The sequence below is a fragment of the Streptomyces sp. NBC_00443 genome (genome assembly GCF_036014175.1).
In the GTDB taxonomy this organism is placed as follows: domain Bacteria; phylum Actinomycetota; class Actinomycetes; order Streptomycetales; family Streptomycetaceae; genus Streptomyces.
In genome coordinates, this window is sequence record NZ_CP107917.1 from 1898426 (window position 1) to 1911056 (window position 12631).

At 70.9% G+C, this 12631-nt stretch carries 10 protein-coding genes and 2 pseudogenes; 3 read left to right on the top strand and 9 right to left on the bottom strand.

Annotated features, from left to right (window positions below):
- Positions 1 to 21 precede the first annotated feature (21 nt).
- The 5 genes and pseudogenes from mgt to OHO27_RS08575 all read right to left on the bottom strand — a co-directional run bounded on the left by mgt (position 22) and on the right by OHO27_RS08575 (position 5375).
- A pseudogene (mgt, locus tag OHO27_RS08555) lies at positions 22 to 1264 on the bottom strand (macrolide-inactivating glycosyltransferase).
- A 6-nt stretch (positions 1265 to 1270) separates the two neighbouring features.
- Positions 1271 to 2050 (bottom strand): ErmE/ErmH/ErmO/ErmR family 23S rRNA (adenine(2058)-N(6))-methyltransferase, encoded by a 780-nt coding sequence (gene erm, locus OHO27_RS08560; protein WP_328421888.1) that lies wholly within the window; start codon positions 2048 to 2050, stop codon positions 1271 to 1273.
- Positions 2051 to 2317: 267 nt separating this feature from the next.
- On the bottom strand, positions 2318 to 3607 hold the full coding sequence (locus OHO27_RS08565; protein ID WP_328421890.1) for an ABC transporter substrate-binding protein: 1290 nt from the start codon (positions 3605 to 3607) through the stop codon (positions 2318 to 2320).
- A complete protein-coding gene (locus OHO27_RS08570) occupies positions 3607 to 4440 on the bottom strand; it encodes a carbohydrate ABC transporter permease (RefSeq protein ID WP_328421892.1) in 834 nt (277 codons plus the stop codon). The genes OHO27_RS08565 and OHO27_RS08570 overlap by 1 nt, the downstream gene beginning before the upstream one ends.
- A complete protein-coding gene (locus OHO27_RS08575; RefSeq protein ID WP_443059525.1) occupies positions 4437 to 5375 on the bottom strand; it encodes a carbohydrate ABC transporter permease in 939 nt (312 codons plus the stop codon). The genes OHO27_RS08570 and OHO27_RS08575 overlap by 4 nt, the downstream gene beginning before the upstream one ends.
- Before the next feature lie 182 nt (positions 5376 to 5557).
- Here OHO27_RS08575 and OHO27_RS08580 point away from each other — a divergent pair, with 182 nt between their 5' ends.
- Positions 5558 to 6421: a phosphotransferase enzyme family protein gene (locus tag OHO27_RS08580; RefSeq protein WP_328421896.1), complete on the top strand. Its 864-nt coding sequence runs from the start codon at positions 5558 to 5560 to the stop codon at positions 6419 to 6421.
- Positions 6422 to 6499: 78 nt separating this feature from the next.
- Here OHO27_RS08580 and OHO27_RS08585 read toward each other — a convergent pair.
- A pseudogene (locus OHO27_RS08585) lies at positions 6500 to 7413 on the bottom strand (LysR family transcriptional regulator).
- A 94-nt stretch (positions 7414 to 7507) separates the two neighbouring features.
- Here OHO27_RS08585 and OHO27_RS08590 point away from each other — a divergent pair.
- A complete protein-coding gene (locus tag OHO27_RS08590; protein ID WP_328421898.1) occupies positions 7508 to 8485 on the top strand; it encodes a DMT family transporter in 978 nt (325 codons plus the stop codon).
- Positions 8449 to 8958: a YbaK/EbsC family protein gene (locus OHO27_RS08595; protein WP_328421900.1), complete on the top strand. Its 510-nt coding sequence runs from the start codon at positions 8449 to 8451 to the stop codon at positions 8956 to 8958. Before OHO27_RS08590 ends, OHO27_RS08595 begins: the two co-directional genes overlap by 37 nt.
- Positions 8959 to 9092: 134 nt before the next feature.
- Here the strand turns inward: OHO27_RS08595 and OHO27_RS08600 are convergent, their stop codons facing one another.
- The 3 genes from OHO27_RS08600 to OHO27_RS08610 all read right to left on the bottom strand — a co-directional run bounded on the left by OHO27_RS08600 (position 9093) and on the right by OHO27_RS08610 (position 12623).
- A complete protein-coding gene (locus tag OHO27_RS08600) occupies positions 9093 to 9830 on the bottom strand; it encodes a 3'-5' exonuclease (RefSeq protein ID WP_328421902.1) in 738 nt (245 codons plus the stop codon).
- Between the two features lie 131 nt (positions 9831 to 9961).
- Complete coding sequence (locus OHO27_RS08605; RefSeq protein WP_328430383.1) at positions 9962 to 11203, bottom strand: SAV2148 family HEPN domain-containing protein; 1242 nt, start codon at positions 11201 to 11203, stop codon at positions 9962 to 9964.
- 103 nt (positions 11204 to 11306) lie between these two features.
- The gene (locus OHO27_RS08610) at positions 11307 to 12623 is read right to left on the bottom strand and encodes a copper amine oxidase (protein WP_328421904.1); all 1317 of its coding nucleotides are present in this window, start codon (positions 12621 to 12623) and stop codon (positions 11307 to 11309) included.
- Positions 12624 to 12631 lie beyond the last annotated feature (8 nt).

Genomic DNA, 12631 nt, shown 5'->3' on the forward strand with positions numbered 1-12631 from the left:
CCTGTTCTGTGAGGCGTTCCGTCACACCTTCCGTACGGTGTCCAGCTCGGCCTCGATCAGGTCGGCGGCCCGCCCGGTGCCACCCTCGTGGGCCACCTCCGCCTGGATGTCCTTCAGGCGCCGGGCGACCTCCGGGTCGTCGACGAGGGACAGGGCGGTCTCGCGCAGGACCTCGGCCGTGGCATCCTCCGTCGCGATGTGCCGGGCGACGCCGAGCGCCTGGAGCATGTCGGCGTTGCCGAACTGGTCCACGGCCTGCGGTACGGCGATCATCGGGGTGGCCGTGGCCAGACCCTCCTGGCTGCCGCCGGCCCCGGCGTGGGTGACGAACAGGTCGGCCTGCTTGAGGATCGCCAACTGCGGTACCCAGGAACGCACTTCGACGTTCGGCGGCAGGTCGCCCAGCTCGGCCGGGTCGACATGCCTGCCGGCCTGGAGCACCAGGTGCCAGCCCGGCAGCTCGCCGAAGGCGCGCACGCACTCCCGGTAGAAGGCCGGCTGCTTGGTGAAGGACGACCCGAGGGAGACGAGTACGACCTTCTCGGCGCCGTCGGGTCGCTGCCAGTCGCCCTCGGCCGCCCGGTCGCCCTGGCAGGCGCCGACGAAGGTGTACGTCGCCTGGTCGACGCGGTCGGCGTTGGGCTGAAGGGCGCGCGGGATGAGGACGAGCGAGCGGTCGGGGCGGCCGGCGAACGGATCGGGGTGCAGGGTGATGCCGTTCTCCTCCAGCCAGGTGTGGAAGCGGCGGTAGTACGCCTGCCCGCGCTCGGTCCTCTTCGGCTCCGCCCACATCGGCTCGGCCACCTCCTCCTCGTAGCCCTCCCAGGCGACGAGGTTCGGCGAGAGCGAAACCGCCGGCACGCCCCATCGGTGGGCGAGGACGCGCGCCGGGTACGAGGTGATGTCGTGCAGGACGAGGTCCGGCTCGTCTCCCTCATACGCCTCGATCAGCTGAGGAAGGGCCTGGATCGCATCGGCGAGGAACGGCTCGACGTTGTCCAGCAGGGTGCTCCCCCAGGCCTCCGGGTCCGCGTCCGGCCCGGGCAGCGTGGAGTTCCAGAGCTTGGGCTCGGCGCCCGTCTCGGCCACCTTCTCGGCGAAGGCCGGCGGAATCGCGTACGTGACCCGGTGCCCGCGTGCCACGAGCTCGCGGATCACTTCGAGGCTGGGGTTCACGTGGCCGTGGGCGGCGATGGAGAACATGGCGATGTGGGCGGGGTTGGTCATGACACCGACGATATGCGAGACGATACGTCTCGTGCAACTCTCTTTACGGGGCCAGCACCTCGTGCAGCCTCAGCCACGCCCCCGGCGACACCTCGCCGACGAGCACAGTCGTGTCGAGGCCCGCCCCGCGGAACGCCGCGTCGACCCGCCGCCTCGGGTGGGCCCGGCGCAGCGACGCGTACAGCGAGCCCCCGACCCCGGAGAAGCCCAGCTCCACCAATGGCCGCCAGCTCTCGTACCCCCCGGCGTCGAGCAGCGGGGTGCGACGCCGCTCGATCCGGACGATCCCTGCGTCCACGCCGGGCACGGGCCGGAAGCTGCGTCGGCCGACCCGCCCCAGCAGACGCCACTCGTGGCGGGGCCAGGTCAGGACCGTCAGCAGGGTCCAGCTGCCGTAGTCACCCGTGCGTTTGCGGGCGTACTCGAGCTGCGTGAGGAGTGTGGCGTCGGTGAGGGCGGGTGCCCGCAGGCACCAGTCGACGATGGCGGCGGTGCGGGAGAAGGGCACGTTCCCGGCGACGGAGAACGGCGTGCGCGGGGGGCGTGCGGTGAGGAAGTCCTCGCCGACGACGCGGACTTGAGGTGTGTCCGAGAAGCGCGAGCGCAGGGCGGGGACGAGCCTCGGGTCGATCTCGTACGCGAGGAGGCGTCGGCAGCGCGGGGCGAGCTGCTCGGTCAACGCGCCCTTTCCGGCGCCGACTTCGAGCAGCAGTGCGGCCTCACGTCCATGCGGCACGGCGAGCCGGGCGAGCCGTCCGGCTGCGGCGCGGTCGGCGAGGAAGTTCTGGGAGAGCGCGCGGGATACGCGGGTGGGGCGGGCCATGGCCTTGCGGTCCTTGTCTTCCGTGGGGAGGGAAAAGGGCAGACGAAGGCCCTGACCGGAAGACAGGAGGAGAAGGGGGAGAAAGGAGATGCGGGTCCGCGACGGATCAGCGGGCGTGGCTCCCCGGGCCGGTCAGGGCTCCGGGGCCGCGGCGCATCCGTACGGAGTGCGCGTAGCCCCGGCCGAGACCGGTGATGATGATCGCGTTGTTCGCTGCCACGGACGGCACGTTAGGCGTGGCCGGACGGCGCGGACAACCGAATTACGTCAGCGCTGGTAGCGGGCGAGCACCAGGTTTCCGTCGTCCTCCAAGCGCTCGCGCAGCTCGTCGCCGTCGATGGCTCCGCTGTAGTACTCCTGGAAGGCGGGCGTGGCGACCTTGTCCTTCCACTCCGGGTAGCCGCGTACGGACTGCGCGGGTGCCGAGCGCAGATGCCGGGCGAGGGCGGTGCCGGTGGCCCAGTCGTTCTCGGTGGTGTGCAGGGCGGGGTCCTTCAGCGCCGCGGTTCCGGTCGGCAGCATCCAGTCGCCCAGCGCCAGCCGCACCATGTTCTCGGGCCGCAGCAGGAAGTCGATGAAGGCAGCCGCCTCCTGCTTGTGCGGGCTGTCCTCGGCGACGGACAGGGTCTGCGGGCTGACGCCCTGGGTGAGTCCGCCGGCGCCCGCCGGGGCGGGCAGCACCTGCCAGTCGAAGCCCTTGGGCGCCTGCTGCACGATCTGCTGGCGGTAGGAGAAGCCGAGCGGGACCATCGCGTACCGGCCGCCGAAGAAGCCGGGCAGGGTGTCCGAGCCGCCGCTGCCCAGGGTGGTCGGCGAGGCGCTGCGATCGGTGTTGACCTGGTCGCGGACGGTGCCGGGCACGACCTCGTCGGCCGCCTCGAAGCGGACGGTCACCTTGCCGTCGGCGCCTCGGTGGAACAGCTGTCCGCCCGCCGAGAGGGACAGGTTGAGGCTGGCGGAGACGGGCTCCTTCAGCGGCCAGGCGACCCCGTACTTGCCGTCGCCGCTGAGCTGTGCGGTGATCCGCCGGAACTCCGGCCAGCTCCACGGGCGTTCAGGAGTGGGGATCCGTACGCCGGACTCCTTCAGCCATTTCGCGTTGGCGATGAGGACGCGTGGCTCCTGGAGGAAGGGGACCCCGTAGATCCCGTCCCCGAAGGTCGCCGTGTCCCAACTGCGCTGCGGAATATCGGACTTGAGCCGCTGCGGCAGCAGGTCGGTCAGGTCCGCGAGGTAGCCGCCGTACGCGAAGTCGGCGAGGTCGTCCGAGGCGTCGTGGATGATGTCCGGGGCCTCACCGCCCTCGAAGGAGGTGAGCAGCTGGTCGTGAACGCTGTCCCAACTGCCCTGGACGTACTCGACCTGGACGCCGGGGTGAGTGTCGTTCCATTCCTTCACCAGCTCCTTGTTGACCTCGACGGACTCCTCCTGCCAGGCCAGGGACTGGAAGCGCAGGGTGACACGTCCGTCGTCGGCGCCGTCGCGGTCGTCGCCACCGCAGCCTGCGAGCAGCAGGGCCAGGACGGCGACCAGGGCCGACAGCAGTCTCGTACGCATCAGTTCTTCACCGCCCCGGCGAACATGCCGCCCGTGATCCGCCGCTGGATGATCGCGAACACGACCAGCGAGGGCAGCGTCGCGAGGAACGCGGCGGCGGCCAGCGGGCCGAGGTCCGCGACTCCCTCCGCGCCGATGAAGTGCGTGAGGACGACCGGCAGGGTCTGCTTCTCCGGGGTCTTCAGCAGAACGAGCGCGAAGAAGAACTCGTTCCACGCCGTGACGAACGCGAACATCGCCGTCGCCACGATCCCGGGTGCCAGCAGCGGTGCGGTCACCGAGACCAGGGTCCTCAAGCGCCCGGCCCCGTCGACCGACGCCGCCTCCTCCAGCTCGGGCGGCACCGCACGCACGTATCCGACGAGCATCCACAGCGCGAACGGCAGCGCCCACACCACGTACACCATGATCAGCCCCGGCACCGAGTTGATCAGCCGCAGGTTCTTCAGCACCAGGAACAGCGGGATGATCACCAGCACGAGCGGGAACGCCTGGCTGACGATCACCCAGCCGGTCGCCGCCCGCGCGAGCGGGGTGCGCCGGCGGGCCATGACGTAGGCCATCGGGGTCGCGATCAGTACGGCGATCAGGGCGGCGCCGAGCGCGGCGATCAGGGAGTTGAGGGCGGCTTCAAGGAGGGGCTGTTCGTCGAAGGCCTGGCGGAAGTTGGCGAGGGTGGGGTCCTTCGGGACCCAGGTGGGGTGCAGACTGCCCAGCTCGCGTGGCGGTTTGAAGGCGGTGGAGATCAGCCACAGGAAGGGGAAGGCGAGGAAGAGGAGGTAGGCGAGCAGGGCGACGTACTGTCCGGCGCGGCCGGTTCGGCTGGTCCTCATGACTTGTCACCTCCCCTGAGCCGTCCGACGAGGAAGACGGCGAGCACGATGGAGATCAGCGCGACCATCGCGCATCCCATCGCCGCCGCGTAGCCGAACTGTCCGTAGCGGAAGGCCTCTTCGTAGGCGAAGAGCATGGGGAGGCGGGTGCGGCCGCCGGGGCCGCCGCTGGTGAGCACGTAGACCAGGGCGAAGGAGTTGAAGTTCCAGATGAGGTTGAGTGCCGTGATGGAGAGGGCGACGGGCCGCAGGGCCGGCCAGGTGACCGTGCGGAAGCGGCGCCAGGCGCCGGCGCCGTCCACGGCCGCGGCCTCGTGCAGTTCGCGCGGAGTGTTCTGCAGGCCGGCGAGCAGGGCGACCGTCGTGGTCGGCATCCCGGCCCAGATCCCCACGACGATCACGGCGGGCAGGGCGGTGCCGAGCCCGCTGAGCCAGTCACGGCCGTCGCCGAGGCCCAGGTCGCGCAGTGTCTCGTTGAGGATGCCCGCGTCGGGGTTGTAGACCAGCCGCCACATCACGCCGACGACGACCTCGGGCATGGCCCACGGCACGATCGCCAGGGACCGGGCCAGCCAGCGCAGCCGCAGGTCCGCGTTGAGGAGGAGGGCGAGGCCCAGCGCCAGCAGGAACTGCGGCACGGTGACGCCTACGGCCCAGACCAGACCGATCCGGAACGACTCCCAGAACAGCGTGTCGTGCAGCAGGTCCCGGAAGTTGAGACCACCGATCCACTGGGTGGCCTGGGTCCGTCCGGACTGGGCGTCGGTGAAGGACAGCAGGATGCCGTAGAGCAGCGGTCCGACGCTCAGCACGAGGATGGGGATCAGCGCGGGGAGTACGAGGAACCAGGCGCCGTGATCCGTGACGTGCCGCTGCCGCGGCCTGCCTCCCTGCGTGCGTCTCACCGGCCTCTCCGCCTCGGTCACCGATGTCACGGGATCAGCCTCACATCAGCCCCTTTGCGCTGCTCGGAACGGGCCCCGTCATGGTCGTGAAGGCGCTCTGCCCCGTCAAGGCCGCACACACGCGGTCCGACCTGTGGAAATGCGAGACTGAGCCGTCCATGGCGGGAAACCGACGCCGCTCATGGCGAGGCAGGACCACACGGAGGCGGACGATGGACGAGGCACGGGCGCGGGACGTATTGGCGGCGACGGGAGTACTGCCCGCCACGGCGCCGGACGCGCGACTGCTCGCCCTGGGTGAGAACGCCGTGTTCGCCGCCGGTGACCTGGTCGTCAAGGTGGGCCGCGACGCCGAACTCCTCGGCCGGGCACGGCGCGAACTGGACATCGCCGTATGGCTGGAGGAGGCCGGCGTGCCTGCGGTGCGGGCGGCCGAACCCAAGGCGCTGCTGGTGGAGGGGCACCCGGTGACCGTGTGGCACCGGCTCCCCGATCCGGTACGGCCCGCCGAGCCACGGGATTTGGCCGAACTCCTACGGGTCGTGCACGCTTTGCCCACGCCCTCCTTCGCACTGCCGGCCCGCGAGCTGCTGAGTGGCGTGGAGCGGTGGCTGCGGCTGGCGGGCGACGCGATCGATCCGGCGGACGCGGCGTACTTGCGGGAGCGCCGGGACGGGTTCGCGGTGGCCGCGGCCGGGCTGACACCCCGTCTGGCCCCCGGGCCGATCCATGGGGACGCACTGCCACGCAATGTGCATGTGGGCCCGGACGGGCCGGTACTGGTCGACCTGGAGACCTTCTCGGCCGATCTGCGCGAGCACGACCTGGTGGTCATGGCACTCTCGCGGGATCGGTACGGGTTGCCCGCGGCGGCCTACGACTCCTTTGTCGAGACCTACGGCTGGGACGTGCGGGAGTGGGAGGGCTGCTCGGTGCTGCGCGGGGCCCGGGAGACGGCGAGCTGCGCCTGGGTTTCACAGCATGCGCCGAGCAATCCGAAGGCGCTGACCGAGTTCGAGCGGCGGGTGGCGTCGTTGCGGGAGGGGGACGAGGCCGTGCGGTGGTATCCGTTCTGACCCCGGATCCCGGCCCGTCAGGAACGTCCGGCACGTCCGGCACGTCCGGCCTGTCCGGCCCGACATGCACTACCGGCATCAGCGAGCCGGACCTTCCCTGTCCCGGATCTGGCGCGCGGCACTGCCGAGGTCGGCCAGTACCGTGCGGACCGCCGATCTGGCCGTGCGCTCCGGGCGGTACAGGGCGTCGATGTGGCGTCGGGACTGGACGCCGCTGAGCGGTCTGAGGGTGAGCGCGGGGTGGGGCCGCGTCGTCCAGCGTGGCATCAGGGCGATGCCGCCGCCGGCCGCCACCACCTCGGCCACCACCGTGAACTCGTTGATGCGGTGGGCCAGATGGAGGCGCCGGCCGGCCGACGCGGCGATGGCATCGATGACCGCCAGTACCGGGAAGCCGTCGTGCACCGTGATCCATGGCTCGTCCGCCACGTCGCGCGGAGTGACACGGCGCTTGGCGGCCAGGGGTGGTCGGCGGGCATGGCCACGTCCAGCGGCTCGCGCAGCAGCGTGGTCGCGGTCACCGCGTCCGGCCAGGGCGGGGCGTGGTCCAGGCGGTGGGCGAGGACGATGTCGTACTCGCGGGTGAGCCGGGGAAAGTCCTCCTGCGGTACGTCCTGGTCGGCGAGCCTCGGCACTGGCTTCCCCGGACCGGCGAGCGCGCTGACCAACAGCGGGAAGAACGCGGCGCCCGCGCTGTGGAACGCCGCCACCGACACCTCCCCGTCCGGCCGCCCGACGAAATCGTCGACGGTGCGCCTCGCGCGTGCCAGCGCCGTCTCCACCTCGACGGCCGCGCCCGCCAGCGCCTGCCCGGCATCGGTGAGCACCAGGCGCCGCCCCTGCCGCTCGGTGAGCGGCACGGGGATCGCCCGCTGGAGCAGCCGCAGCTGCTGGGAGATCGCCGACGGCGTCACCAACAGCGCCTCGGCGACGGCCGTGACACTGCCCAGTTCGCCGAGCTCCCGCAGGATCCTCAGCTGCCGTTCGTCCATAGCCTCAGTGTAGGGACGACTATGTAGAGCTGCTAAATGATCGTTTTAGAAGGTGGTACTGGGCTTCACGGACGTTTCCGTGCACCGTGGGCAGGTGCCCGATGCCCGCCGTACCGATGCGGTACTCCTCCTGGTCGCGCTCGTCTGGGGCTCCAGCTATCTCTCCGCCCAAACGGCGACGGCAGCGCTCCCCGTGCTGCTGGTGCTCTTCGCCCGCTACGGCCTGTCCGCCGTCGCCTGTCTCGGCCTGGTCGCGTCCGGGCGGGGCGGCTCGCGCCGATGGACGCGTGCCGAACTGCGGGCCGGTCTGCCCCTGGGGGTGACGCAGGCCGCGGTGCTGCTCGTGGAGACGTACGGCGTCGCCCACACCAGCGCCGCCAACGCCGGGCTCATCATCAGCCTGACCATCGTCCTCACCCCGCTCCTCGACCGTGGCGGCCGCCAAGGCTCGCTGCCGGTCTCCTTCTTCGCCGCGACCGGTGTGTGCATCCTGGCCGTCGGGCTCCTGATGTCCGGCAACGGCTTCCACACGCCCCGCCTCGGCGACCTGCTGATGCTCGGTGCCGCCATCATCCGGGCCGGGCATGTCGCGCTCGTCGGCCGCTTCACCACCGGGCGCGCGATCCGCCCGCTGCAGCTGACGACGGTGCAGACCCTCGTCGGCACGGCCCTGTTCCTGCCGGCGGCCGCCTTCGACCTGCCGACGCTGGTCCACGCCGACCCGGCTACCTGGGCCCAGCTGGTCTATCTCGCCCTGTTCTGCAGTGTGTTCGCCTTCCTGGCGCAGACCTGGGCCGTGCAGCGCACCTCCGCCAGCCGGGCCAGTCTGCTGCTGGGTACCGAGCCGGTCTGGGCGGTCGCCGTGGGTGTGGCCCTCGGCGGCGACCACCTCACCCCGCTCACCGGCCTCGGAGCGGCCCTCATGGTGGCCGGCACCTACTGGGGTCAGGCAGTGGAACGAGCGCACCGCAGCACGCCGGACCTCTCGCTCACTGCCTCATGCGCCGCCGCCAACGCCTTCAGCAAGGACCCCGAATGCCCCAGCACCCGTACGACACTTACGACCACCTGATCTCCCGGCTCGACTCCTCCTCCATCGACTACCGCCTCATCGACCACGAGCCCGAAGGCGCCACCGAGGCCGTCTGTGCCCTGCGCGGGCACCCGGCCTCCGAGGCAGCGAAGTGCATCGTGCTGCGGGTCAAGGTGGACCGGCGCACGACGCGGCACGTCCTCGCCGTCGTCCCGGGCGACCGGCGGGTGGACCTGGACGCCGTCCGGGCGCTGTTCGCCGCGCGTTACGTCGGCTTCTGTGACCCTCAGACCGCCCAGCGGCTGGCCCGTGCCGTGCCCGGCACCGTCCTGCCGTTCAGCTTCGACCCCGACCTCGAACTCGTCGCCGACCCGGACGTCGTGGCCCAGCCGAAGCTGTACTTCAACGCCGCACGGCTGGACCGCTCGCTGCTCATCCCCGGCCCGGACTACGAGCGGCTGGCCAAGCCGCGCGTCGAGCGGATCGCTGCGTCTGCGTCGCCGTCCGAGTGACAGAGGCAGTCGTATGGGCGCCGCCGGTTCCTGCGGAGCCCGTGTCCGCCCCGGCGTGACGGACGCCGTCGGAAGCCGGGGCCGGCCTGCTCCGGCCCGACGCCCCCTCGCGGGCGAGCAGCGGCCCGCGCACCTCAGACCGTCTCGCCCGCCGCCCGCTCCCCCGCCGGCTCCCTCAGCGGCCATGTGCCGTCGACCACCGCGGTCGGGTCGCCCTTGCGGCGCAGGAAGTCCTGGAAGTCCGCCGCCCACTCGGCGTACCACTCGATCTGACGGAGGTGCAGCTCCGCCGGGCCGAGGGACGCGATCTTGGGGTGGCGGACGGCTATCGCGCCGGCCAGACGGGCCGCGGCGAGAGCGTCGGCGGAGGCGTCGTGTGCGGAGTCGAGTGCGATGCCGTACTCCCGGCAGACAGCTTCGAGGTTGCGCTTGCCGCGGCGGTAGCGGTCGGCCCAGCGGTCGATGGTGTACGGGTCGATGACCGGGGCGGGAGCCAGGCCGCCAAGGCGGTCGCTCAGGGACGGCAGGCCGTACCGCCGCAGCTCCGCTGAGAGCAGGCTCAGGTCGAAGGCCGCGTTGTACGCGACGACCGGCACGCCCGTCTTCCAGTACGTCACGAGGACGTCCGCGATGGCGTCCGCCACCTGGTCGGCCGGGCGGCCCTCGGCGGCCGCGCGCTCATTGCTGATGCCGTGTACCGCGACCGCGTCCGCCGGGATCTCGACGCCCGGATCGGCCAGCCACTCCTTGTGCCCTATGGGCTGCCCGTCCCTGACCTCGATCACGGCCGCGGTGACGATGCGCGCCTCGCGCGGATCTGTCCCGGTCGTCTCCAGGTCGAAGCCGATCAGCAGCTCACGGTGCCAGCCCATGGGCGGTCCCCCTTCTTGGTGGTGCTTTCCCCCAGTGGTCTCCACCCTCCCATGCGCCACTGACAATCAGAGGACCGCATTCCGCTTCCCCGGCGCGACGGCCTTCCGCGCCCGGTCCGCACTGGGACAGTTCAGGACACTGGCCGCGAATCCGCCCACATAAGCTCGAACTCCTCGCGGTACGTGGGGAAAAGCCCGCCTTCGTCGATCTCGTCCGACTTGACCACCCTGCTGCCGTTACGCAGCACCAGGACCGGCGCCTCGAGACCGCGCATCCGCCGCAGATAGGTCTGCACGACCGCGATGCCGTCGGAGCCGTCGCCGTCCACGAGGTAGGCCGTGAAGCGGGGCGTCTCGTCGAAGACCTGGATCTCGAAGGCACCCGGGTCACGCAAGCGGGAGCGCACCCGGCGCATGTGCAGGATGTTCATCTCGACCGCCCGGCTCAGCTCGCCGCGCTTGATGCCCAGTTCGCGTTCGCGCCGCTTGACCGCGCTGGAGGCCGGGTTCAGGAACAACAGCCGCGCCCGGCAGCCGGACTCCGCGAGCCGCACCAGGCGCCGCCCGGAGAAGTTCTGCACAAGGAGGTTGAGGCCGATGCCGATGGCGTCGAGCCTGCGCGCGCCGCCGAAGATGTCCTCGGCGGGGAACTGGCGCAGCAGCCGCACCCGGTCGGAGTGCACGGCGACCACGTCGGCGTACCGGTCGCCGACCAGGTCCTCGACCGCGTCGATGGGCAGCCGGCGTGCGGACGGGACGTCGCCGCTCGAACCGAGAACCTCCAGCAGCCGCGCGGAGGCCCGTTCGGCCTGGTTGAGGACCGCCTCGGACAACGCGCGGTTGCGGGAGACGACGTTCCGGGTCACTTCGAGCTCGTCCAGGGCGAGTTCGACGTCCCTGCGGTCGTCGATGTAGGGCTCGAAGCACGGCCAGTGCTGCACCATCAGCTCGCGCAGCTGCGGCAGAGTGAGGAAGCTGAGGACGTTGTCGTCGGCCGGGTCCAGCAAGTAGCCCTTGCGGCGGCTGACTTCGCGTACCGCGACGGCGCGCTGCACCCACTCCTGTCCGGCGGGTCCGGCCGCCGCCACCACCCAGTCGTCGTGGCCGTGGACGGGTTCGTAGATGGGGCGCAGCACAGCGGCCACGACCGCGCGCAGCCGCTGTTCGACGAGGTTCAGCCAAATGTATGCCCGGCCGGCCCGCTGGGCGCGCGTCCGTACCTCGCGCCAGGCCTCGGTGTCCCAGTCCAGCTCCGGGCCGATGGAGTTGGTCTCCATCGGCCTGGCCAGGGACACCGTGCCGGGCGGGACGTCTGTGGAGTTCCCCTCGTGACTCTCGTCACCAGGGGGCAACTCCAGCCCTCCCGAGCCCACCCGCGCACCGCCTTCCGCTCCCCCGAGCACTCCCCGTCCCAACGATCAAGGAAGGGTACTCCGGGAGCGGTCGGCGGTGCAGCCGGATGGACAGGGTCGTTTATCAACTACGAGGCTGCCAGTGCCCGTTCTGCCAGGCGAGCTCGCTCGGAGTGAGCGGATTCATAGCCGTCACGTCCCGCGGGACGATGGAGAATCCCTGCCAGTGGACCGGCATGGGCTGCTGGTCCTCGTCACGGGCGATGTGGTGGAAGCCCACATTCATCCAGACGATCGGGTGGGTGAGGTTCTGACCACCGACCCACTTGTCGACGGACTTGGGATGGGTGTTGCCGCAGCCGGGGTTGTTCGTGGCGAACTTCTCGCACTTGTTGTACTCGGTGAAGTACATGTCGTGCTTGGTGAAGCTGCGGCCCGGGTACTTGGTGCTGGCGCCGGGGACGATCTCGTACGAGCGCGCGTGGCCGTCCTTGTTCTTGCCGGCCGCGCTGACCATGCGCCACCAGCGGTAGTTCTTGGCGTCGCCCGCGAGTTCCTTGGTGACCTTGGTGCGGGTGGTCTTGGTCTTCGGGGCGCGGTCACCGGCGGCGGGCGCGGTCACGGCCGAGTCGTACTGCTCGATCTTGCCCTTGGAGGAACCGTCCAGGCCGAAGTCGAGCCGCCAGAAGACGTTGTGGCTGTGGCTGGTGGCCTTGGCCCTGTCGCCCTTGCCTATCGGCCAGCCGCGGCCGTCGCCGGCGTCGTAGTCGTCGTACGACAGGCTGCCGGTGGCGCCGACGTTCATGGTGAGGGTGCCGTCGTCCTGGAAGCGCCACTCGGTCATGTACTCGTACCAGCCGACCTGGTTGACCGTGTAGACGAGCAGGTCCTTGCTCTGCGCCTGGTAGACCTTGTTGGCGCTGTCGCCCTGCATGCGGTAGGCGTGCCCACGCGCGCGGGTCGTCGTGCACAGGCCGTTGACGTTCGGGTGCTCCGGGTCCCAGGACTCGGGGACCTTGACGGACTTGATGGTGCCGCCGGGGCACTCGCTCGGCGCGAGGCTCATCAGGCCCTGGGCGAAGCCGAAGCCCGTCAGGTCGTCGTACTCGACGCTGCCGTCGTCGTACGGCACGTGGATCTGGCCGAGCCTGGCGTCGTTGAGGACCTTGATCGGCTTGGCCTCGCCCTTGGGCTGGTAGGAGATGTTCTCCAGGACGAGCCCGGCCTTGCCGTCGTAGCGCCAGCACATCCGCCAGGTCGTGCCGCCGGTGAGCTTCTGCTCGATGCGGTAGGCGGCACTGCAGTCGGCAGCCGGTGCCGGGGCGTTCTTCGGCTGGGCGGAGGCGGGTCCGGCGCCGGTCGTCGCGCCGGCGGCCAGTGCGGCCACGGACAGGCCCAGGGCCGCACCCTTGCGGGCACGGCTCATTCTGTTCACACGCATGAAGAAGT